The organism is Neorhizobium petrolearium (assembly GCF_029854435.1).
Classification (GTDB): Bacteria; Pseudomonadota; Alphaproteobacteria; order Rhizobiales; family Rhizobiaceae; genus Neorhizobium; species Neorhizobium petrolearium.
In genome coordinates, this window is record NZ_CP123000.1 from 812548 (window position 1) to 834588 (window position 22041).

Here is a 22041-nt window from a genome sequence, read left to right on the forward strand (position 1 = left end):
CACGTGCCCGCCTGATGTTTCGCTCGACAGCCGTGCGGCTGTCGGCGCTTTATATTCTGCTCTTCGCACTATGCGCCGCTTTTCTCGTCTTTTACGTGACGGCGATGTCCGAACGGCTGCTCGCGCAGCAGACGCGTCAGACATTGCAGGAGGAGGTGCAGGATATCGAGCGCGCCTATGAGCGCGGTGGTATCAATCTTCTGCTGCGGATGATGGAGCGTCGCGCACGCCAGCCGGGTGCCAATCTTTATGTGATCGCCGGTCCGAACGGCGAGATGCTGGCGGGCAATGTCGCCTCCGTGCAGCCGGGCGTGCTTGACGAGCAGGGTTGGACTAAATTTCCTTTCAGCTACGAACCTTATTCGGAGGCCGCCGGTTCGCGGAGGCACCTGGCAGTGGCCAATGTGCTGCTCCTCGACAATGGCCTCCGGGTCATGGTGGGCCGCGATCTGGGGGATCCGAACCGGTTCCGCGGTCTCGTGCGGCGGGCCTTGATGGTGGCGCTGGCGATCATGGGCGTCGGTGCGCTGGTGATCTGGTTCGGCATCGGCCGCAACGCGCTGAAGCGCATTGACCGCATGTCGGCGGCAAGCCAGAAGATCATGGCGGGCGACCTTTCCCAGCGCCTGCCGGTTGGAAAATCCGGCGACGAGTTCGACAGGCTGTCGGATTCGCTGAACGCCATGCTCGGCCGCATCGAGAAACTCAACGAGGGCCTGCGTCAGGTCTCGGACAACATCGCCCATGACTTGAAGACGCCGCTGACGCGGCTGCGCAACAAGGCGGCCGATGCGCTGGCCGAAAAGCGCGAGGACGTGCGCCGCTCCGCCCTGGAAGGCATCATCGCGGAATCCGACCAGCTCATCCGAACTTTCAATGCATTGCTGATGATTTCTCGCGTGGAAGCCGGGTCGATCGCCGCGGAAATGTCCGACGTCGATCTTTCGGCGATTTCCGCCGACAGCGCCGAGCTCTATGAGCCGGTGGCGGAGGAGGCGGGCCTTTCTCTCACGACCGCGCTGGAGCCGGGCCTCATCGTGCGCGGCAACCGCGAGCTCATCGGTCAGGCGATCTTTAATCTGCTCGACAACGCGATCAAATATGCCGCCGGAGGCAAGGGCGAGCCGAAGGTCGGCGTGAAGCTTGCAAAAAAAGACGGCACGTTTCGGCTCTCTGTCTGCGATAACGGGCCGGGCATTCCGCCCGAAAAGCGCGACGAGGTGCTGAAGCGGTTCGTCCGTCTTGACGAAAGCCGCTCCAAGCCGGGCACCGGGCTTGGCCTTTCGCTCGTCGAGGCGGTGATGGAACTGCATGGTGGTTCGCTCGAACTTTCCTCCACGCACAAGGAGAATACGGAAGCGCCCGGCCTGACCGTCACCATGGTCTTTCCGGTCCCGAAGCCCTAAGTGGGTATAGAGCGAGGGAGAGATTCGAGGAGGATTTCGGTGTCGGGAAAACTGAGCCGGCTCGATGCGGTCAAGGCGGATGTGATACGCCCGCTGAACCAGGCGGAGTTGAAGGCGGCGACGGCCGCCTTGAAGGATATGGGCAAGACCGAGCCGGCGGTCGCCGATCTGCTCACGAAGGAAAGTCCCCTGAAGGACTTTATCGCCGCAGCCTTCACGCTTTCGCCCTATCTGCGCGACACGGCCGCCGTTTCTCCCACGCTTCTCGCGACAGCGATAGGTGAGCCGCTTGAGCCGGCTTTGGAACAACTGATCGATTCGGCGCGCAATTCATGGCGTCCGAAAGACGGCAAGGCACCCTCGGAAAACGAGGTGATGACGACACTCAGGACGGCTCGGCGGGGTTTGAGTTTTCTGGTCGCGCTCGCCGATCTTGCGCGCATCTTTTCCGCTCGGGACACGACCCGCTGGCTGAGCGCCTTTGCCGATGCTTCCGTCGCGGCAACAATCGACCATCTTTTGCTCGCCGGCCATGAGAGCGGCAAGCTGAAGCTTGCCGATCCTGCTGAACCGAGCAAGGGCTCGGGCCTCATCGTGCTCGGCATGGGCAAGCTCGGCGGCCGCGAGCTCAACTATTCTTCCGACATCGACATCGTCGTCTTTTACGATCCGGAAGCAGGCATCCTGAACGATCCGTTCGACGCTTCGGAAATCTACGGGCGGATGATGCGGCGGCTGATCCGCATCCTGCAGGAGCGCACGGCGGACGGCTATGTCTTCCGCACCGATCTGCGCCTGCGCCCCGACCCCGGTTCGACGCCGCTTGCCGTCTCGCTCGATGCGGCGCTGATCTATTACGAGGGCAGGGGGCAGAACTGGGAGCGTGCGGCCTTCATCAAGGCCCGGCCGGTTGCGGGCGACATTGCTGCCGGCGACAATTTCCTGCGGCTTCTGATCCCCTTCGTCTTCCGCAAATATCTCGACTACGCGGCGATCGCCGACATCCATTCGATCAAGCGGCAGATCCATGTCCACAAGGGGCATGGCGCGATCGCCGTGAAGGGCCATGACGTGAAGCTCGGCCGCGGCGGCATCCGCGAGATCGAGTTCTTCGCCCAGACCCAGCAATTGATCGCCGGCGGCCGCATGCCGCCGCTGCGCGCCCGGGAGACGGAGGCGGCGCTTGCCGCCCTTGCCGAGGCGAACTGGATCGCGCCGGAGATCGCCGCGGAACTCACCGGATGCTACTGGTTCCTGCGGGATGTCGAGCACCGCATCCAGATGGTGCATGACGAGCAGACCCATAACCTGCCGGAGACGGATGCCGAGTTGAAGCGCATCGCCCTCATGCTGGGCTTTGCCGATGCGGCGAGCTTTTCGGCCAGGCTGGAAGAGGTGCTGCGGACGGTCGAAAGACGCTACGCACGGCTCTTCGAACAGGAGGCGAAGCTTTCGGGCGGTGACGGCAACCTCGTCTTCACGGGACAGCAGGATGATCCCGGCACACTTGAGACGCTCGCTTCGCTCGGCTTCGAACGGCCGGCCGACATGTCCCGCGTCATCCGCACCTGGCATTACGGCCGATACCGCGCGACGCAATCTGTCGAGGCGCGCGAGCGGCTGACGGAGCTCATGCCGGCGCTGCTCAAGGCATTTGGGGAAAGCAAGCGGGCCGACGAGGCATTGCTGCGCTTCGATCATTTTCTCAAAGGCCTGCCGGCCGGAATCCAGCTCTTCTCGTTGATCGGCAACAACCCGCCGCTATTGGCACTGATCGTCACGATCATGTCGTCGGCACCAAGGCTGGCGGATATCGTCGCCTCCAAGCCGCATGTCTTCGACGGCATGCTGGACCCCGGCCTGATGGCCGAGCTGCCGACCCGGGGATATCTCTCGCAGCGGCTGACGACCTTCATTGGCGGTGCAAGGGCTTACGAGGAACTGCTCGACCGGCTGCGCATCTTCGCTGCCGAACAGCGTTTCCTGATCGGGATCAGGCTGCTCACCGGAGCGATCTCAGGCGTTGAGGCGGCGCGCGCCTTCACTCATCTTGCCGATCTCCTGATCGAGGCCGCGCTGAAGGCGGTCACTGCGGAAATTACGGCCGCGCATGGCGCCTATCCCGGCGGGCGTGTCGCGGTGATGGGGATGGGCAAGCTCGGCAGTTTCGAGCTCACCGCCGGTTCCGACGTCGACCTCATCCTTCTCTATGACTACGACGGAGACGCAATGGAAAGCGAGGGGCCGAAGCCCATCGATTCCACCCGTTATTTCACCCGCATCACGCAGCGGCTGATCGCTGCACTTTCCGCGCCCATGGCGGAAGGCGTGATCTTCGAGGTCGATCTCCGTCTGAGGCCGTCGGGCAACAAGGGGCCTGTTGCCACGCGCATCAACGCTTTCAGCAAGTATCAGCGCGAGGAAGCCTGGACCTGGGAACATATGGCGCTGACGCGTGCCCGTCTCGTCTGCGGCGACGAAAGCCTTGTGAACGAGGCGAGGGATGTGATCGGCGAAGTGCTTTCGGCCAGGCGGGGCGTCGGCAAGATCGCCAAGGATGTGGCCGAGATGCGCGCGCTGATCGAAAAGGAAAAGCCGCCGCGCGACATCTGGGATTTCAAGCTGATCCCCGGTGGTCTGATCGACATCGAGTTCATTGCGCAATATCTGCGCCTCATCGCGCCGGCCGAAGGTGTCGAGGTCGAGACCTTCGGCTTCAGTACAGCCGAAGCGCTGAAGGCGCTCGGCGGGAGACTGATGAAGCCTGGTGATCTCGATACCTGCCTTGAGGCGCTGCGCCTCTTCACCGAGCTTTCCCAGATCATAAGGCTCTGCGTTGACGGCCCCTTCGATCCCAAAGACGCGCCGGCAGGTCTCCTGGAGCGTGTCTGCCGGGCAGGGGACTGCCCGGACATCGGGACGCTCGAAGGGGAGATCAAGAGGCTTTCAAAGGCAGTGCGGGAGGTGTTCGGGAGGACTGTTACTCCCAGGGCAGACAGGTGACGATTGTCGGCGGTTCTTCAACTGCTTGAGGTGATAGCGTATGCCTTGACCTGTGAGCGGTTCGTCGGCGAAGCGCGCAATTACATGCAGATGCACGTGATCGACTGCCTGCCCTGCTGCTTGCCCTACATTCCATCCCAAGTTGAAGCCGCTAGGCTCTGTCTGGTCCAAATGGGCTTTGGCTCGAATCAGGAGATCAAAGGTGTCGATCCACTCGGTAGGGGTGAGATCGAATGGCGAGCTGACGTGCCTGAAGGGGATGATCATGCCGGAATGCTGGAGAACCTCATCTGTACTTTTGAGGAAGAAGCAGGTTTCGTTGGCGAAAACGGGCTGGTCCTTCCCGCTTCGGTTTGCCATGCAGAACGGACATTCTGGCGACATACTCCCCCTCGCTTCAATTCCTTGTCTTGCTGTAATGTTAGCTGGAGTCCACAACAGACAGATAACACGTGGCGTTAAGACGGATTCGCTTCCGCACGGTTGCCCCTGAATTCTTTTGAGCCACAACCTGCAATATAGTCTGATGCACGGAGGCCGCGCGTCCGCCATATCGAGGATTACGTGAGTCTCATGCCGACCGTTTCCGTGCCGCCTGGAGCGGCCGGTCGGGGATATGCAGCGAAACCACGGTTCCCCTGCCGACCTGGGAACGGATGCGCATCGTGCCGCCGTGGAGCGAAATCAGCGAGCGGGAGATGGCAAGCCCGAGCCCTGAGCCGCCCTTGCTCTTGGCATACTGGCTCTGCACCTGCTCGAAGGGCTGGCCGATCTTGCTAAGCGATTCCTTGGGGATGCCGATGCCCGTATCGGCAATGGTCAGCACCGTGCCCTTTTCAAGCCTGCGGGCGCGCAATTCGACCTTGCCACCCTCGTTGGTGAACTTGACGGCGTTGGAGAGGAGGTTGAGCAGCACCTGTTTCAGCGCGCGCCGGTCGCCGGCCATGTCGAGGCTGTCGCACAGGCGCTGGCGGATGATGATCGCCTTGTCCTGAGCCGAGATGGAGGTCAGACGCAGGCTTTCCTCGATCAGTGATTTCAGGTCGACCGCCTCGCACTGGATGCGCATGTGGCCCGCCTCGATCTTCGACATGTCGAGGATGTCGTTGATGACGTTCAGGAGATGCTTGCCGCTGTCGTAGATATCCTTGGAATATTCCGAATATTTCGGCGAACCGAGCGGCCCGAACATGCCGTTCATCAGGATTTCCGAAAAGCCGAGGATGGCGTTGAGCGGCGTTCTGAGTTCATGCGACATGTTGGCGAGGAAATCGGACTTCGCCTTGTTGGCGGCCTCGGCGCGTTCCTTTTCCGCCTGGTAATTGGCATTGGCGATCGAAAGCTCGGCTTTCTGGCGCTCCAGCTTCTTCTGCGAAGAGGAGAGGTCGCCGATCGTCGCCATCAGCCGGCGCTCGCTGTCGCGCAGCCGCTCCTGGTGGCGCTTCAGGAGCGTGATATCGGTGCCGACCGAGACGAGGCCGCCGTCACGGGTGCGTCGTTCGTTGATCTGCAGCCAGCGTTCGTCGGCAAGCTGCACTTCCGTCGTGCGGGAAAGGCCGCTGCCGTCCGGGTCGGCGACCCGCCGTTCGATGACCGGCCGGGCGGCCGCCGCGTTGACGGAGGCACGTTCGGTGCCCGGCACCAACACGCTATCCGGCAGCCCGTAAGCCTGTTGGAAATGGGTGTTGCACATCACGAGCCGGTCGTTCTTGTCCCACAGAACGAAGGCTTCCGAGGTGCATTCGATCGCGTCCGCGAGCCGCTGGTCGGCTTCGGCATATCGCTGGGCGAGACGATGCTGCTCGGTCACGTCCATGGCGATGCCGATGACGTGGGTCCGGCCGGCGGCGGTCTTCACCACCTGGGCGCGGGCGCGCATCCAGACATAGTGGCCCGCGGCGTGGCGCATGCGAAAGACCTGGTCCACCTGCCGGGCATTGCCGCGACTTATGGCCCGGGCAAGCGTGCAGATATTGCCGTCGCTCGGATGCATCATCCGTGCTGCGTCGGCAAAGGAGATGACATTGCTGCCGGGCGGCAGGCCGAGCATCTCGTACATGGAGCCGGACCAGAAGAGGCGCTTGTTGGTGACGTCGAAATCCCAAAGCCCGCAGCGGCCTCGCGACAGCGCGGTTTCGATACGCAGATTGGATTCGACGAAGATATCGTCGGCGTCACGGGCGCGTTTGACCTGCATGTAGTAGGCGTAGAGGATGATGAGCAGGATCGCCGAAATGCCGGTGAAAAGCGTGACGTTGAGCGATACTTCCCGCCGCCAGAAGCGATGAATGCCGTCGAGCGATTGGGCTGCGACGATGAGCGCTCCTTCGCTGCCGAGCGGCTGGATCGCCGCATAATGGGGAATTTCTCCGAAATAGGTCTCGATCACACCGTCGTCGCCGCCGAAACGGCGCAACGCGGCGGTTTCCGGCAGCACGGATGTGAGGCGCCGCCCGATATAGGCCGCGATCTCGCCCGATCCGCCAAAGACACGCCCGGCTTCGTCGACAAGGAGAAGGAAGGTGTCGGATTTCAGCTGTTGCTGCGGCAGGAAGGAGGCGAGGCGCATTTCCGCCGTGGCCCGGTCACGGCTGGAAAAGGCCGGCTCACCGGAGAAGGCAGCGCGTGCCGCGGCGGCCATCAGCGCCGTCGACTGCCGGGCTGAATCTTCCATCCGCCCGTATTCCGCCACGATGCCGAGAACGCGCGAGGCTGCGACGACGGAGAGGAAGGCGACGATGAGCAGGGGGATGGAACGCTTCAGAACCAGTTCCACCCGCGGCAACTGCCGCGAGATGGGCTTGACGGAAAGCCGCACCTCCTCCGGAGAGATGCGCCCCAAACCTGCGAAGCTCGGAAATTTGAAACGCAGCCGCCCCTCGGCCGCGGTTGCCCGCTGCACGCCCGACATCGTCCTCATTGTGGTCCCTCGTGTGATTCGAGGCGCCGCTCGCCCGAATCTAACCTAATGAATCACTAGTGATTCTTCGTGTCCAGAGGGTTGCTAATATTTTTTTAACACTTTGATTCAATTGCGAATCGGACGAGACCCATGCCGGCCGGGCGGTTCGCTGTATGGTTGCCTGTCAAACGGAGGGGCAAATCACCTGCGCCGGGCGGAGCGATCAGCCCTTGTCATCGGCATTGAGCGCAATCGGAAGCAGGCCGGCCAATATGGCGCCGATGATCTCATCGAACAAAAAGGCTGGCCGGTCAAAACCAGTATAGTCCCTCTTCGGGTGAGCGAACCGGCTGTCAGGTCAGACAGCCGGGTTTTCGATGAGGCCGGTGCGGGTGGCCGCGATGGAAATCGCGGCAAGCAGGATGACGACCGCGCCATAGATGTAGGCCGTTGCGGAGAGACCCAGTGCCGGTGCGGCAAGGCCGGCGATGATAGCGGGAACCGCAAAGGCGAGATAACTTTCCACCAGGAAGGCGGAAAACAGGCCGGCCCGTTCATGGCTTTCAGCGAGCGGCAGAACGATCTTCAGGATGTTTGAAAAGATCGATCCAAGACCGAGACCAGCGACCGCCGTACCGAGAAAGAGAAGCCCGACGGCTCGTTCCTCCACGCCGAGCAGCGTGATCAGAACGCCGATCATCAGCCCGGTCGTAGCCGAGAACAGAACCCGTTGCGGCGCGAGCGCGCGAAAAACGAAGACAGAGACCGTGGCGCTGAGCATGGAGGTGGCGACGACTGCGCCGCCGACGAAAGGCGAGGTAATGCCGGTCGCGACCGCGACCAGCGTCGGCATAAGCGAGAGGTAGAAGCCGGCAAGCGCCCAGCTGGCAACATTGACCGGCGTGACCTTGATGAGCGCTCCGCGGGCACGGGGTGGCACGCTGATGCGCGGCCGCATTGCGGCGAGCGCGCCAGGTCGTCTGGTGATGGTTTCAGGCATGAAGGCGAGCGCGATAGTGCCGGCGATGGTCGCGACGAACAGGATCGCGTAGATGAGATATGTCGGCGCAGGCGCGAAGGCCACGAGCGTCCCGGCCGCAAGCGTGCCGATCATCAGACCGAGAAAGGCCGTTATGCTGTTGAGGATCGGCCCGTGCCGTTTGTCGGTGTCGAGGATCGTGGCGCCGAAAGTCGGAAAGGCGAGGCCGGTCGCGATGCCCTGGACGATGCGGCCGGCCATCAGCATGGCGCCGGATTCGGCCAGCATGAACATCACCAGCGCGGTAGCGTTGATGACGAGGGCAGCGAGGATCAGCGGCTTGCGCCCCACGTAATCGGAAAGTCCGCCGAACGTCAGAAGCGCGGCAAGGAGCGCGAAGGCATAGGACCCGAAGATCAGTGTGATCATCGCTGGCGAGAGGTCAAAAAGTTCCTGATAGAGGTGATAGAGCGGAGTTGGCGCACTGCTGCAGACCGAAATCAGCACCGCGAATGTGAAGCTGTAGACCGTCATCCGGAAAGCGGATGGAGACGTTGCAGAGGGGAGGATACTGCTCATAGGTTCACCTAAACGCAAATCTTTAGCGTTAACGGCATTTAGTTGCATTTCCGCACTAATGCAATATCTTTGCATTAATAAGAACGATTTTCCGGCGGAATGCCGGCAAGGAGAAGAAAAGTGGCGAGGGAGATGTTGCGGCAGGGCGGGCGTAGCGCGCGGATCCAGGAGGCGGTGCATCGCACGGTTCAGGAACTGCTGAAGAACATGGACCGGGGCGAGATCACCGTGCCGATGATCGCCGACAAGTCGGGCGTCACTCCGTCGACCATCTATCGCCGCTGGGGTGATCTTTCTGAACTTCTGGCGGATGTAGCTGTCGACCGCATGCGACCGGTCGCCGATCCTGAAGATACGGGAGCGATGACTTCCGATTTCGAAGCCTTCATCCTGCAATATGCGGAGGAAATGTCCTCAAGAGTAGGACGCGCACTGCTCGCGGACGTGCTCGGAAGCCTGGAAGGCAATGCTCCGGTAAAATGCTGCCAATATACCTATCATCATCTGGAGACCCTGCGGGAAAGGGCCTCTGCACGGGGCGAAACGCCTTTCGATCTCGGCGAGGCTGTCGATTTTGTGGTGGCGCCGATTGTCTATCACATCCTGTTCGGTGATAGGGAGTTGACGCCCGACTACTGCCGGGCGCTCGTCGCGCGATTTTTCGGAAAGTGATCCTACCTGCCCCTTACGCTCCCACCGACGACGGCCTGGAGGCGAGGCGGAAATCGCGGGGGCCTAGAAGACGTCCGTCGGCCGCCTTGACTTGCAACCTCTCGATCGGTGCGCCATCGATCGTGTCCACCATTTCGGTCTCCAGTTCACCCGGTTCAAAACAGTTTTCCTCTCCCCATTGCCACAGCGCGACAAGCAGGGTGTAGAGCTTCTCACCTTTAGGCGTCAGGATGTAGCGCGGGCTCGATGGGGAATTCGTGTGAGCCTCGATGGTGAAGATTCCTTCCTGGACGAGTTTTTTCAACCGCGCCGACAGGATGTTTTTGGCGAGGCCGAGATTCTTTTGAAACTCCCCGAAACGCTGATGCCCGCGGAAGGCGTCCCGAACGATCAGAAGCGTCCACCAGTCTCCAACGATCTGAAGACTGCGTGCAATGCCGCAATCCGCTCCTTCCAAATTGGTTTTCCTGCCCTTCATCTGCGTCTCCAGGATACTTGCAGTACCATGCAAGATTGGTTGCAAATTTAAACCAAATGGGATTATGTGTCGACAGGTTTCAAAATTAAACCGGAATCCGCGGGTTTGCTGTTAAAAGGAGAAGACGGGCATGAGCGATTTGCTGGAATTTGCCGTTGCGGCGCATGGCGGGTGGGAGCGTTGGCGCGAAGTCAGGAAGCTGACGGCCAGGATTTCTGTCGCGGGAGCGATGTGGCATCTCAAAGGGTGGCCGGGCGTCCTGTCGGACGTCGCCGTTTCGATCGATCCGCATCGCCAGCATGCCGAGTTTTCGCCGTTCATCGAGCCGGGTCATCACAGCCAATATGAGCCTGCCCGCACGGCCATCCTCGGTGATCGGAACGAGGTTCTCGAAGAACGGGAGCGCCCGCGGTCGGCTTTCGAGGGGCACGTGATCCAGACCCCCTGGGACGCACAGCACCTCGCTTATTTTTCGGGATATGCGATGTGGACATATCTGACGACGCCGTTCCTGTTGGGGCTGCCCGGTTTCATTCTCGATGAAATGGAGCCTTGGGATGAGCAAGGGGAGACGTGGCGACGGCTGAGGGTCACCTTCCCGCCGGATGTCGCCAGCCATTCCACCGAGCAGATCTTTTACTTCGATGCAGCCGGAATCTTGCGCCGGCATGACTACAGCGTCGAGATCATGGGCGGAACGTCCAGCGCCAACTATGCGACCGAACCCAGGACCTTCGGGGGGCTCGTCTTCCCCACCAGGCGCCGCGTCTATTCCATCGGCCCCGATAACCGGCCCGTCCTCGACCGGGTCGCGGTCGCCATCGACATCAACGGCATCGATGTGGAATAGCCTGGCGCCGCAGGTTCACCCTTTCAGCATGCGTTCGACGATGTCGCGCACGTCGGTCGACAGTGTTTCGGCCCGTTCGATGGTTGCCAGCGCCGAGCGGGCATGGTCCGCACGCTGCGGCTCCAGCGACCGCCAGGACCGCATCGAAGTGAGGATGCGGGCGGCAAGCTGCGGGTTCTTCGGGTCGATCGAAAGGATCTGCTCGGCGAGGAACCGGTAGCCCTCGCCATCCGGTCGGTTGAAGCCGGTCGGATTGCCAAAGGCGAAAGTGCCGATCAGCGAGCGTACGCGGTTCGGATTGGTCGATACGAAGCGCGGGTTCTCCATCAAGGCCTTGACCCGGGCGAGTGCGCCCGCGCCCGGAATCGTCGCCTGGATCGAGAACCACTTGTCGATGACGAGCGCATTGCCGTCGAACCGCTTCAGGAACGTATCGAGCGCGCCTTGCGCTTCCGCAGAGTCCGGGAACCGGTGGGCGAGCAGCGTCAGCGCCTGCGCCACATCGGTCATGTTGTCGGCAGCGGCGAAGGCTTGCGCCGCGCGGGCGGGTGTCCCTTCCGCATAGGTCAGGTAGGCAAGCGCGCTGTTCCTCAACGCCCGCTTGCCCGCGCTTGCGGCATCCGGCGCATAGGGACCTGCAATCTTCATCTCATCGAAGAGGCGCAGGAAGGTCTTGTTCCCCTCTCTGGCGATCGCCGAAAGGATCGCATGCCTTCCGGCATGGATCGCGTCCGGGTCGTTGTTGCCGCCGAGTTCGCGGGCGATATCGGCCTCGCTCGGCAGCGTCAGCACCTGCGCGCGGAATGCGGGCTCCAGCGCCTCGTCACCGGCGGCTTCGAGAAGGGCTGCGGTGAGCGCCGGATCGCAGGTGATCTCCCTGCCCTCGCGGGCGTCGCGTGCCGCCTGCATGAGGTTCGGCATCGCAAGGTCAGTGAGGGCCTGCCAGCGGGCGAAGAGGTCGGTGTCATGGCGGGCGATATGGGCAAGATCGGCCGGCGTCTGGTCGAAATGCAGGTTGATCGGCGCCGAGAACGAGCGGTTGAGCGACAGAACCGGTCGGGACGAGATGCCGGAGAACGTGAAGGTCTGCTTGCGCTCTGTAAGATGCAGAACATCGCCGGTCATTTCGCCGCCCTTGACGGCTGTCGGCGCTGCAATCTGGCCATTGTCGAGGATCAGCGCCAGGGAGAGCGGAATGTGCATCGGCTCCTTGTTCGACTGGCCGGGCGTGGCCGGAAGCATCTGCTCCAGAGACAGCGTAAATGTCCCCTTTTTCTGGTCGTAGCTGCTCGAAGCCGTAACGAGCGGCGTCCCTGCCTGATGATACCAGAGCGAGAATTGCTCAAGATCGCGACCGCTCGCATCCTCGAAGCACTTCAGATAGTCCTCGACAGTGACCGCCTGACCGTCATGGCGCTCGAAATAGAGGTCCATGCCCGCCTTGAAATCCTTGCTCCCGAGCAGGGTCGCGATCATGCGGGTGACTTCCGAGCCCTTTTCGTAGACTGTCGTCGTATAGAAATTGTTGATTTCGCGATATTTCGTCGGGCGGACGGGATGGGCGAGCGGGCCTGCATCCTCGGGGAACTGCTCCGACTTCAGATGCCGCACTTCGGCGACGCGCTTGACGGCGCGCGAGCGCTGGTCGGCCGAGAACTCGTGGTCGCGATAAACCGTCAGCCCTTCCTTGAGGCAGAGCTGGAACCAGTCGCGGCAGGTGATGCGGTTGCCGGTCCAGTTGTGGAAATATTCATGCGCGATGATCGCTTCGATATTGGCGTAGTCCTGATCGGTTGCGGTCTCGGGGTCGGCGAGCACGTATTTGTCGTTGAAGACGTTGAGGCCCTTGTTTTCCATGGCCCCCATGTTGAAGTCGGAGACGGCGACGATCATGAAGATGTCGAGATCGTATTCGCGGCCGAAGCGTTCCTCGTCCCACTTCATCGAGCGTTTGAGCGCATCCATGGCGTAAGCGGCGCGCGGCTCCTTGCCGTGCTCCACGTAGATCCGGAGCTTGACGTCGCGGCCCGACATGGTGGTGAACGTGTCCTCGACCACGCCGAGGTCGCCCGCCACCAGCGCGAACAGATAGGCAGGCTTCGGATGCGGATCGAACCAGGCGGCGAAATGCCGGCCTTCGTCGTAATCGCCGCCACCGAGGAAATTGCCGTTCGACAGCATAACCGGATTGGCGGCCTTGTCGGCGATGATGGTGATCGTATAGGGCGCAAGAACGTCGGGACGGTCCGGGAAATAAGTGATGCGGCGGAAGCCTTCGGCCTCGCACTGGGTGCAATAGACGCCGCTGGTGCGGTAGAGCCCCATCAACTGGCTGTTGGCTTCCGGATTGATGAAGGTGGTGACGGTGACCTCGAAGGGTGTTTCGGCCGGCAGATCGCGGATCGTCAGGCTTTCCGGCGTCGCGTCATACCGGCTGGCTGGCGCTTCGGATTGATCTATCAACAGCCCGGAAAGGGTGAGTTCGTCGCCGTCGAGGACGAGGGGTACAGAGGGATCGACACCTTCGCGCCGGTGGAAGATCAGCCGCGCCTCCACCTTGGTGTTGGTCGGGTCGAGCTCGAAAGTCAGATCGACGCGTTCCAGGACGAAATCGGTGGGGCGGTAATCTGCCAGATGAACGATCTGGCCCGTATCTGTTCGCATGTTGCTTCCTGAACCGGCTCTTCAAAAATGGCATTGGGAGTGATGAATGCTCCCGTTCACTGGCATTTGCCCGACGCCGCGCGCATACTTGCATGCAATGCTAAACGATTGTTGAAACTTTGGCTAAATTAAACCTCATTTTGTTTCGGTATATTTCGCGGAAGTTTTCATCAGGTCACGGATATTGATCAACCCATCATCAGTTTTGATCCCGCGCACAGCGCTTTTCCGTTACTCTGCCGACAAACTGAATCCCCTCCTTTTCATTGCAGGCTCCGTTTTCGATGCGGCCTAAGATTTCAATGAGTTGTTGATGGCCGCCGCCGATGCCTTGAATCCCCTTCGGGGGATCATGTTCAAAGTCTCCTCCGTGGTGATTTTCGTGATGATGCAGACCTGCATCAAATCCGCGGGGTCTGATATTCCAGCCGGCCAGATCACCTTTTACCGCTCTGCCTTCGCAATCGTGCCCATCGTGGCTTATCTCGCGTTCGAGGGCGAATTGCGGGGCGCATTTCGCACGGACAGTCCGTTCGGGCACCTGAAGCGTGGTTTTCTTGGCATTCTCTCCATGGGTTTTGGGTTCTATGGACTGGTGCACCTGCCCATGCCGGATGCGATCGCGATCGGCTATTCCACGCCGCTGCTCGCCGTCGTCTTTGCCGCAATCTTCCTGAAGGAGACGGTGCGGGTCTATCGGTGGACCGCGGTTCTGATCGGCATGATCGGCGTGGTCATCATTTCCTGGCCGAAGCTGACCATGTTCGAACAGGGCGGCATGGAGTCCGAACAGGCGATCGGCGCGGTCTCCGTCATCATATCGGCAGTGCTGGCCGGGTTTGCGATGATACAGACACGCCAGCTCGTGCGCACAGAGAAAACGGCGACGATCGTGCTTTTCTTCTCGCTGAGCGGGGCGGTGTTTTCGCTGGTCAGCCTGCCCTTCGGCTGGGTGGAACTGTCCACGTCGGAAAAGCTCTTCCTGATCGGCGCCGGCTTCTGCGGCGGAGTGGGACAGGTTCTTCTGACCGAGGGCTACCGCAATGCCGACGTCTCGACGGTCGCGCCGTTCGAATACACGTCGATCCTGCTCGGGATCGGCATTGCCTATGTGCTGTTCGGGGATGTGCCGACGGTCAGCATGCTCATCGGCACGGCGATCACCGTCTCGGCGGGAATTTTCATCATCTACCGCGAACACCAGCTCGGGCTGGAGCGGAAGGCGGCGCGCAAGGCATCGCCGCCAGGGGCGGGCACCTGAAAATCAGAGCGGGATGGCGGCCGTGACCGGGTTGATCTTTTCGGAGCCGTACCGGGCGGCACCCGCGCGGCTGAATTCGCGCGAGGCGTTCACTGCTGCGCTGATATCGGAGAGATTTTCGCGCAACGTGCGGATCGGGTGGAGGATGGCCGTCATGGCTGCTTCCTTGTCCTGGCTATCAGCGTTCGCGGAAATCGGCGAAGACGGCAGCCGGACGCGTGATGCCGGTTAGGCGCGCCATCGCGCGGGACGTCATCTGCTCGTTCGTCGCTGAGCCGAAACGGTGATAACCCTGCGTCGAGCGCGGCTGAAGGCCTGCGATCCGGAGGGTTTCGAAGCCCGAATGGATCGGGCGGAAGCGCGTCGTCATTGCCTTGGTTCCTTAAACCTGTTCCTCCCAAGACATGATGCCAATATTGCAGCGCAACATTGATTCTGCAATGCAGCAGAACGCCGCGCTGCCATGCGCCAGACGCATGGCATTTTTCATATTTTTGTAATCTTGTGGCAATTCCGCAAGCTTCTGCCCGAAATGCGGGCAGTCGATGGCCTCAAAGCCGCTTTTTGAAGGTCAGAAGGTCCTGCCAGGCAAGCGCCTTGTTGGCGGGTGCTGCAAGAAGCTCCTGCGGATGCAGCGTCGCGATCGCCGCCGCATCGATTCCCCCGAAGGTGATGTCGCGCCATTCTCCGCGCAGCGAATGGATCGTGCCATTGGCGCCGAAGAAGAAGCGGGCCGGGAAGTTGCCGAGCAGCAACAACAGTTTCGGTTCGGCGAGCGCCACCTGCCGTTCGAGGAAAGGCCGGCAGATTTCGAGCTCGGCATCGGAAGGCATGCGGTTGCCCGGCGGACGCCAGGGAATGATGTTGGTGAGCAATACGGTCTCGCGCGCAAGCCCGATCGCGCCGAGCATCCTGTCCAGCAACTGGCCCTGCCGGCCGGAAAAGGGCAGGCCGTCGCGGTCGTCGTCGGCATTCGGCGTCGGCCCGATCACCATGATGCCGGAAGAGGGGTCGCCGCTGGCGAAGACGGTGGAACGGGCGCCGTTCTTCAGGTTGCAGCCGGTAAAGGCTTCGAGCGCGGTTTTCAGTTCGACGAGCGAGCGGGCGCTTTCGGCCGCAAACCGGGCCGAGGCCACGGCCTCGCTATCCGGCACGGCGACCGATGGGGGTGCCGCCGGGCGTGCCCCCGCAGCGGCGCGGTTCTGCGTCGCGGTTTCGCCTCGCGTCCGGGGGGCGGGGGCAGACCCGTTCTGCGGCGGCTGCGGCTGGCGGGCCGATGCCGGCATTTTCGCCTCCGCCTGCGCGGCCTTCTGCGCTGCGAACTGGGCGAAACGATCGACCGGTTCATCCTCGACGAGCCATTCGACGCCCGAGTCCGCATAGAAATGCAGAAGGGCGGCGAGCTCCTGGGCGTCGAGGGTTTGTGTGGCGTTCATGGGACTACCCTATAGCATGTCGCCGGGGAGGGGGAACCGGTTTCGGATGACGGCGCAGCAGTCCCGTATGGGAATTTGCCCCTCACCCTAACCCTCTCCCCGCATGCGGGGAGAGGGGATGTGCCCAGATCGCAACTGGAGTTTTGGGACGCCGGTGCGGCATATCCCTTCTCCCCGCCCGAGCGGGGAGAAGGTGGCGGCAGCCGGATGAGGGGCATTCCCGACAGATGAGGGAGGATAAACCTTCCGGCCCCTCTCACGCCGCCCATTGTGCGACGTTGTCGCTTTCGCCGATCAGCGCCAGGCCGTGGGCGATCGACAGCAGCTCGCCGCCGCTCTCGATCTTGCCGGCATCGAATCTCCGGGTGAAGATGCGCCGCACGGCCGGCACGAAGGACGTGCCGCCGGTCAGGAACACCTTGTCGATCTCTCCCGGCACCGTGCCGGTTTTCTCCATCACCTCGTCGAGCGCGCCTTCGATGCGCGCCAGGTCGTCGGCGATCCACGTCTCGAAATCGGAACGTTTCACCACCTTCCGGCCCGCACGCCCAAGCGGCGGGAAGTGGAATTCCGCCTCTTCCGCGCCCGACAGCGCCATCTTGGTGGCGGAGATCGCCTGGTAGAGCGGATAGCCCTCGTCATGCTCGACGAGGTCGATGAAGAGCTCCAGCTTGTCCGGATCGAGCGCCGAGCGCACCAGCGATTTGAGATCGGTGAATTCGCGCGTGGTCTTGAAGATCGACAACTGGTTCCAGCGGCCGAAATTGGCGTAATAGCCAGCCGGCACTTCCAGCACCTTGTCGAAGCTCTTGAAGAACGTGCCCTTGCCGATCTCGGGCGCCACGAGATTGTCGATCATCCGGTAGTCGAAATGGTCGCCCGCGACGCCGACGCCCGAATGGCCGATCGGGGTCGCCATCAGCTTGCCGGCCTGCCGCTCGAAGCGGATCAGCGAATAGTCGGTCGTGCCGCCGCCGAAGTCCGCGACCAGCACGGTCGCGTCGGATTTCAGCGTCTGCGCGAAGTAATAGGCCGCCGCGACCGGCTCGTAGACATAGTGGATTTCCGGAAAGCCGAGCCGTGTCAGCGCCGCGTTGTAGCGCTCGGTGGCGAGCTTCGCGTCCGGATTGGCCCCGGCGAAATGCACAGGCCTTCCGGCGATGACCCGCGAGACGTCGCTCGGCCAGTTCTCCTCCGCATAGGTCTTCAGCCGCCGCAGAAAAATCTCCATCAGGTCCTCGAAGACGTGCCGGCGGGCGAAGATCAGCGTGCCCTGGAAGAGGGCGCTTGCCGCAAAGGTCTTGATCGACTGCAGGAAGCGGCAGTCGCCGGGATTGTCGATGAACTGGCGGATCGCCGCCTGTCCCGCCTCGACCTTCAGCGCCTGCGCGCCCATCACCGGGTCCTTCATGAAGGAAAGCGCGGTGCGCATCGTGTCGGTCTCGCCGGCGCTGCTCGTGAAGCGCATGGAATGCGTGGCGTCGGCGCCGTCCGAAAGCGCCAGAACCGTATTCGTCGTGCCGAAATCAAGCCCGAGCGCCCGTGCCATGGCCGTGCTCCTTTTGTCCACCGAAGATCATTGAACCGAAGCCGGAGGCCCCGAACGCGAAAAGGGCGCTTGATTGCGCGCCCCGGATTTTTTGAGAGGGCGCGTGATCGCACAAGGGGAGGCGGATGGCAACCCCGGACCAGGGCTTAAAACGGTTGTACCGTGCGAGAATTCGCGCTTTCGCTCGGAGCCGGCGCGTTCTAATGTCCCCGCTCCAGGGGGTGACATGAGCCAGCAGCTTATCAATCAATATCTTGCCGAGATCGACCGGCTCAGGAAGTTTTCGGGATTATCCAACGAACAGGTCATCCGCCGGGCTTTCGGGCGGCTGCTGGAATCCTGGGCGTCCTCCGAAAAGCTCGTCTTCCTGGAAGAATATCCCGTCGAGACGACGATGAAGACGACGGTCCGTCCCGACGGCACGGTGCTGCACGATATCCGCGTGCCGCACGGCTATTGGGAGGCGAAGGACACAAAGGACGACCTCGACGAGGAAATCCGCAAGAAATTCGCCCGCGGTTATCCGCAGGACAATATCATCTTCGAGAATTCCGAGATTGCGGTGCTCATCCAGAACCGGCAGGAGGTCACCCGCGCCTCGATGACCGATACGGCCGGGCTGCTGCGGCTGGTATCGCTGTTCTTCCGTTATGAGCGGCCGGAAATCGCCGAGTTCCGCAAGGCGGTCGAAAAGTTCAAGGCCGACCTGCCGACCGTGCTGGAGGCGCTGCGCCAGCGCATCGATACGGCCTACCGGGAGAATGCCGCCTTCCGCGCGGAAGCGGCCCGGTTCCTTGAAACCTGCAAGGAGACGATCAACCCGACGCTCGGCGAGGCGGATGTGCGGGAAATGCTGATTCAGCACATCCTGACCGAGGAAATCTTCACGCATGTTTTCAACGAGGGCGATTTCCACCACGAGAACAACATCGCCAAGGAGCTTTATGCGCTGGAGGGAAAATTCTTCACCGGCGCCGTCAAGCGCGAAACGCTCAAGGGACTGGAACCCTATTACGCGGCGATCCGGGCGAATGCGGCGCAGATCACCAGCCATTCGGAAAAGCAGACCTTCCTGAAGGTGATCTACGAGAATTTCTACAAGGTCTACGATAAAAAGAAGGCCGATCGCCTCGGCGTCGTCTATACGCCGAACGAGATCGTCAAATTCATGATCGAGGGCGCCGACTGGCTCTGCGAAAAGCATTTCGGCAGGAACCTGATCGACGAGCATGTGGAAATCCTCGACCCGGCGACGGGCACCGGCACTTTCATCTGCGAGCTGCTCGAATATTTCCGCGGCAACCCCAGGAAACTCGCCCACAAATACAAGAACGAACTGCACGCCAACGAAGTGGCGATCCTGCCCTATTACGTCGCCAACCTGAACATCGAGGCGACCTATGCGGCGATCACCGGCCAGTTCGCCGAATATCCGAACCTCTGCTTCGTCGATACGCTGGACAATGTGGAGGGCCTCGGCATCCGCGCCGGCCATCAGCACGAATTGTTCGGCGCGATGTCGGAAGAAAATGTCGAGCGCGTCCGCCGCCAGAACAAGCGCAAGATTTCCGTCATCATCGGCAACCCGCCGTATAATGCCAACCAGCAGAATGAAAACGAGAACAACAAGAACCGCGAATACAAGCGCGTCGATGAACTAATCAAGTCGAGCTACATCCGGCTGTCGACGGCGCAGAAGACCAAGGTCTACGACATGTATGCCCGCTTCTTCCGCTGGGCGTCGGACCGCATGCACGACGACGGCGTGCTGGCTTTCGTCACCAACAACAGCTTCGTAAACTCTCGCACCTTTGATGGCTTCCGGAAGGCGGTGGCTGAGGAGTTTCACGAAATCTACGTTGTCGATCTAAAGGGCAACGCTCGGACCAGCGGTGAGCAACGGCGTAAGGAAGGAGGCAATGTTTTTGATGACCAGATCCGAGTGGGGGTCGCCATCAGTTTCTTTGTAAAGAGGAAAAAGAAACACGGATGCGTTATCAGATACGATGCAGTTCGAGACTACGCAAAATCAGACGATAAGCGGACATTTCTGTCCGCGACACCGCTATCGCGACGTACCTTTACGATCGTTACTCCAGACAAAAACGGGAATTGGATCGACCTGGCGGAGAATGACTGGGAGAGTTTTATCCCGGTTGCCGACAAGAGAACGAAGACGGCAAAGACAGCAGGGCAGGAGCGGGCGATCTTTCGGCTATTCTCGCTCGGCGTCGTGACGGCTCGAGATGAGTGGGTCTATGATCATGATCAAGATAGATTAGCCGGAAAGGTAGGGGTTACTTATCGATACCTACGAATCCGAGAGGGCCCGTTGGGAGGCACAATCTGAGTCCAAGACCACTGGCGGCTGGGTTGATCGTTCGATCAAATGGACTTCGGAACTTGAAAATTATCTAAGGACAAGTGTTCCGCTTAAGTTTCGTCGTGAGAGGATCAGGCCAGCAGCCTATCGTCCCTTCTGCTCGCTACATACCTATTACGACAGAATCGTTACCCATCGTCTGTATCAGCAGGATTCCATCTTCCCCTTCGAGCGTGTTGAAGCCAACCAACTCATAGTCTTCAGCGATCCGGCGGCGCAAAAGCCTTGGATGACTTGCTCCGTCGATCGCCTTCCTGATTTGCATTATGTTGGGGCGGCGGCTGGTACGGTTTGCACTCCCCTCTACCGCTACACATCCTCCGGCGAGCGGGTCGACAACATCACCGACTGGGGCCTGAAACAGTTCCAGAGCCATTACGGCAAGGCGGAGAAGATTTCGAAGGAAGACATCTTTCACTATGTCTATGGCGTGCTGCACGATCCGCTCTACCGCGAAAAATATGCGCTGAACCTGAAGCGCGAGTTTCCGCGCATCCCCTTCTATCCGGATTTCCGGGCATGGGCCGATTGGGGCAAACGCCTGATGGAGCTGCATATCGGCTACGAGACCGTCGAGCCCTGGCCGCTGGAGCGTCTGGATACGCCGGACGAGAAGGCGAGGGCGGCGGGCGTTTCGGCGAAGGCGATCCTCAAGGCGGACAAGGAGGGCGGCATCATCCGCCTCGACAGCGAAACGCAGCTTTCCGGCATCCCGGCGGAGGCCTGGACCTACCGGCTCGGCAACCGCTCCGGGCTCGAATGGATCCTCGATCAATACAAGGAGAAGACGCCCAAGGACCCGACCATCCGCGAAAAGTTCAACACCTACCGCTTCGCCGACTACAAGGAGAAGGTCATCGATCTCCTGATGCGCGTCACCCGCGTTTCGGTCGAGACGGTGGCGATCACCGAGGCGATGAAATCCGCCCGCCGGGCGACCGAGGACGCCGCCTAGGCCATTCCCCGCGTCTCCGCCGCCTGTTCCGCAAGCCAGTTGCGGAACATCTCCATCGCCGGCGTCACGCTTCGCGACTTGAGGCGGATCAGCCAATAGCTGCCTTTGGAAATGTAGATCTCGAAGGGCTGTTCGAGCGCGCCTGAACTGAGCTGCCGGGAGAACATCAGCGGCGGGGTGAGCGCCACGCCGGCACCCTGCAAGGCCGCCTCGATCATCAGCACGGAACTGTCGAACACCATGCCCCGGATCGGTGGCGAGGCGACGCCCGCCGCCTCGAACCAGCCCGGCCATTCGTCGGCGCGGTAGGAGCGGAGCAGCGTCTGATGCGTCACGTCCTCCGGCGACTTGAGCTGCTTTGCGATCGCCGGGATGCAGAGCACGGAAAGCGGCGCCTCGAACAGCGCTTCGGCCTCGATATCGTGCCATGCGCCGTTGCCGAACTTGATCGTGTAGTCGAGCCCTTCGGCGGCGATGTCGACACGGTTGTTGTTGGTGGAAAGCCTCAAATCCACGAACGGATATCTTTCCCGAAAATCGTGGAGACGCGGCAACAGCCAGCCGACCGCCAGCGTGCCGACCGCTCCGAGCTTCAGCACCTCGCGCACATGCCCGCCCTCGAACCGCTCCAGCATGTCGGCCATGCGGTCGAAGCTCTCCTGCAGCGAAGGGAGCAGCGCCAATCCTTCCTCGGTGATCATCAGCCCGCGCGGCAGGCGGCGGAAGAGCGTCGCGCCGAGTCGCTGTTCCAGAAGCTTCACCTGATGGCTGACGGCAGCCTGCGTGACGCAGAGCTCGATCGCCGCCCGGGTGAAGGAGAGATGTCTTGCGGCGGCTTCGAAAGCGCGCAGCGCGTTCAGCGGCAAATATGGCCTAACCATGGCAATGCCCTAATTCAGTTTATGGCTCGCCGCAGATATCATC

17 protein-coding genes are annotated in these 22041 nt (G+C 61.3%); 7 read left to right on the forward strand and 10 right to left on the reverse strand.

The window, feature by feature from the left end:
* Positions 1 to 14: 14 nt before the first annotated feature.
* Complete coding sequence (locus QEO92_RS04240; RefSeq protein ID WP_227705084.1) at positions 15 to 1406, forward strand: sensor histidine kinase; 1392 nt, start codon at positions 15 to 17, stop codon at positions 1404 to 1406.
* A 39-nt stretch (positions 1407 to 1445) separates the two neighbouring features.
* Complete coding sequence (locus QEO92_RS04245; RefSeq protein ID WP_227702273.1) at positions 1446 to 4409, forward strand: bifunctional [glutamine synthetase] adenylyltransferase/[glutamine synthetase]-adenylyl-L-tyrosine phosphorylase; 2964 nt, start codon at positions 1446 to 1448, stop codon at positions 4407 to 4409.
* Here the strand turns inward: QEO92_RS04245 and QEO92_RS33125 are convergent.
* From QEO92_RS33125 to QEO92_RS04260, 3 genes are all read right to left on the reverse strand, one after another.
* Complete coding sequence (locus QEO92_RS33125; protein ID WP_320443007.1) at positions 4353 to 4961, reverse strand: HIT family protein; 609 nt, start codon at positions 4959 to 4961, stop codon at positions 4353 to 4355. The two genes, QEO92_RS04245 and QEO92_RS33125, sit on opposite strands and share 57 nt — an antisense overlap.
* A 19-nt stretch (positions 4962 to 4980) precedes the next feature.
* Positions 4981 to 7320, reverse strand: a complete 2340-nt coding sequence (locus QEO92_RS04255; RefSeq protein ID WP_227705085.1) for a PAS domain-containing sensor histidine kinase — start codon at positions 7318 to 7320, stop codon at positions 4981 to 4983.
* A gap of 349 nt (positions 7321 to 7669) precedes the next feature.
* Positions 7670 to 8869 (reverse strand): MFS transporter, encoded by a 1200-nt coding sequence (locus tag QEO92_RS04260; protein WP_227702275.1) that lies wholly within the window; start codon positions 8867 to 8869, stop codon positions 7670 to 7672.
* Between the two features lie 132 nt (positions 8870 to 9001).
* On the opposite strand from QEO92_RS04260, the gene QEO92_RS04265 reads away from it, so the two are divergent.
* Positions 9002 to 9541, forward strand: coding sequence for a TetR/AcrR family transcriptional regulator (locus QEO92_RS04265; protein WP_081952992.1), 540 nt, complete (start codon positions 9002 to 9004; stop codon positions 9539 to 9541).
* A 13-nt stretch (positions 9542 to 9554) separates the two neighbouring features.
* Here QEO92_RS04265 and QEO92_RS04270 read toward each other — a convergent pair whose 3' ends face one another.
* Positions 9555 to 10019 carry a winged helix-turn-helix transcriptional regulator gene (locus QEO92_RS04270; protein WP_200884006.1) on the reverse strand — a complete coding sequence of 155 codons (465 nt, stop codon included), beginning with the start codon at positions 10017 to 10019 and terminating at the stop codon, positions 9555 to 9557.
* 130 nt (positions 10020 to 10149) lie between these two features.
* On the opposite strand from QEO92_RS04270, the gene QEO92_RS04275 reads away from it, so the two are divergent.
* Positions 10150 to 10869 carry a hypothetical protein gene (locus tag QEO92_RS04275; RefSeq protein WP_037157484.1) on the forward strand — a complete coding sequence of 240 codons (720 nt, stop codon included), beginning with the start codon at positions 10150 to 10152 and terminating at the stop codon, positions 10867 to 10869.
* A gap of 15 nt (positions 10870 to 10884) precedes the next feature.
* Here the strand turns inward: QEO92_RS04275 and pepN are convergent, their stop codons facing one another.
* Complete coding sequence (pepN, locus tag QEO92_RS04280) at positions 10885 to 13533, reverse strand: aminopeptidase N (protein WP_227702276.1); 2649 nt, start codon at positions 13531 to 13533, stop codon at positions 10885 to 10887.
* A gap of 313 nt (positions 13534 to 13846) precedes the next feature.
* Between pepN and QEO92_RS04285 the strand changes: the two genes are divergently transcribed.
* Complete coding sequence (locus QEO92_RS04285) at positions 13847 to 14794, forward strand: DMT family transporter (RefSeq protein WP_227702277.1); 948 nt, start codon at positions 13847 to 13849, stop codon at positions 14792 to 14794.
* A 3-nt stretch (positions 14795 to 14797) separates the two neighbouring features.
* Here QEO92_RS04285 and QEO92_RS04290 read toward each other — a convergent pair whose 3' ends face one another.
* From QEO92_RS04290 to QEO92_RS04305, 4 genes are all read right to left on the reverse strand, one after another.
* On the reverse strand, positions 14798 to 14950 hold the full coding sequence (locus QEO92_RS04290; protein ID WP_161784804.1) for a hypothetical protein: 153 nt from the start codon (positions 14948 to 14950) through the stop codon (positions 14798 to 14800).
* 22 nt (positions 14951 to 14972) lie between these two features.
* Positions 14973 to 15164: a hypothetical protein gene (locus QEO92_RS04295; protein ID WP_227702278.1), complete on the reverse strand. Its 192-nt coding sequence runs from the start codon at positions 15162 to 15164 to the stop codon at positions 14973 to 14975.
* Positions 15165 to 15345: 181 nt separating this feature from the next.
* Positions 15346 to 16230, reverse strand: a complete 885-nt coding sequence (locus tag QEO92_RS04300) for a uracil-DNA glycosylase (RefSeq protein ID WP_227702279.1) — start codon at positions 16228 to 16230, stop codon at positions 15346 to 15348.
* A gap of 256 nt (positions 16231 to 16486) precedes the next feature.
* Positions 16487 to 17779, reverse strand: coding sequence for an Hsp70 family protein (locus QEO92_RS04305; RefSeq protein WP_227702280.1), 1293 nt, complete (start codon positions 17777 to 17779; stop codon positions 16487 to 16489).
* A 226-nt stretch (positions 17780 to 18005) separates the two neighbouring features.
* Between QEO92_RS04305 and QEO92_RS04310 the strand changes: the two genes are divergently transcribed.
* Positions 18006 to 20129 carry an Eco57I restriction-modification methylase domain-containing protein gene (locus QEO92_RS04310; RefSeq protein ID WP_227702281.1) on the forward strand — a complete coding sequence of 708 codons (2124 nt, stop codon included), beginning with the start codon at positions 18006 to 18008 and terminating at the stop codon, positions 20127 to 20129.
* Positions 20083 to 21117, forward strand: coding sequence for a type ISP restriction/modification enzyme (locus tag QEO92_RS04315; RefSeq protein ID WP_227705086.1), 1035 nt, complete (start codon positions 20083 to 20085; stop codon positions 21115 to 21117). Before QEO92_RS04310 ends, QEO92_RS04315 begins: the two co-directional genes overlap by 47 nt.
* Here QEO92_RS04315 and QEO92_RS04320 read toward each other — a convergent pair.
* Complete coding sequence (locus QEO92_RS04320) at positions 21114 to 21998, reverse strand: LysR family transcriptional regulator (RefSeq protein ID WP_227702282.1); 885 nt, start codon at positions 21996 to 21998, stop codon at positions 21114 to 21116. The genes QEO92_RS04315 and QEO92_RS04320 overlap by 4 nt on opposite strands.
* Between the last annotated feature and the right edge of the window lie 43 nt (positions 21999 to 22041).

Excerpts from the sequence above, each read along its gene's own strand:
- QEO92_RS04240 (WP_227705084.1), top strand. The coding sequence starts at position 15 with ATGTTTCGCTCGACAGCCGTGCGGCTGTCGGCGCTTTATATTCTGCTC.
- QEO92_RS33125 (WP_320443007.1), bottom strand. The coding sequence starts at position 4,961 with ATGGCGGACGCGCGGCCTCCGTGCATCAGACTATATTGCAGGTTGTGG.
- QEO92_RS04255 (WP_227705085.1), bottom strand. The coding sequence starts at position 7,320 with ATGTCGGGCGTGCAGCGGGCAACCGCGGCCGAGGGGCGGCTGCGTTTC.
- QEO92_RS04260 (WP_227702275.1), bottom strand. The coding sequence starts at position 8,869 with ATGAGCAGTATCCTCCCCTCTGCAACGTCTCCATCCGCTTTCCGGATG.
- QEO92_RS04265 (WP_081952992.1), top strand. The coding sequence starts at position 9,002 with ATGTTGCGGCAGGGCGGGCGTAGCGCGCGGATCCAGGAGGCGGTGCAT.
- QEO92_RS04270 (WP_200884006.1), bottom strand. The coding sequence starts at position 10,019 with ATGAAGGGCAGGAAAACCAATTTGGAAGGAGCGGATTGCGGCATTGCA.
- QEO92_RS04275 (WP_037157484.1), top strand. The coding sequence starts at position 10,150 with ATGAGCGATTTGCTGGAATTTGCCGTTGCGGCGCATGGCGGGTGGGAG.
- pepN (WP_227702276.1), bottom strand. The coding sequence starts at position 13,533 with ATGCGAACAGATACGGGCCAGATCGTTCATCTGGCAGATTACCGCCCC.
- QEO92_RS04285 (WP_227702277.1), top strand. The coding sequence starts at position 13,847 with ATGGCCGCCGCCGATGCCTTGAATCCCCTTCGGGGGATCATGTTCAAA.
- QEO92_RS04290 (WP_161784804.1), bottom strand. The coding sequence starts at position 14,950 with ATGACGGCCATCCTCCACCCGATCCGCACGTTGCGCGAAAATCTCTCC.
- QEO92_RS04295 (WP_227702278.1), bottom strand. The coding sequence starts at position 15,164 with ATGACGACGCGCTTCCGCCCGATCCATTCGGGCTTCGAAACCCTCCGG.
- QEO92_RS04300 (WP_227702279.1), bottom strand. The coding sequence starts at position 16,230 with ATGAACGCCACACAAACCCTCGACGCCCAGGAGCTCGCCGCCCTTCTG.
- QEO92_RS04305 (WP_227702280.1), bottom strand. The coding sequence starts at position 17,779 with ATGGCACGGGCGCTCGGGCTTGATTTCGGCACGACGAATACGGTTCTG.
- QEO92_RS04310 (WP_227702281.1), top strand. The coding sequence starts at position 18,006 with ATGAGCCAGCAGCTTATCAATCAATATCTTGCCGAGATCGACCGGCTC.
- QEO92_RS04320 (WP_227702282.1), bottom strand. The coding sequence starts at position 21,998 with ATGGTTAGGCCATATTTGCCGCTGAACGCGCTGCGCGCTTTCGAAGCC.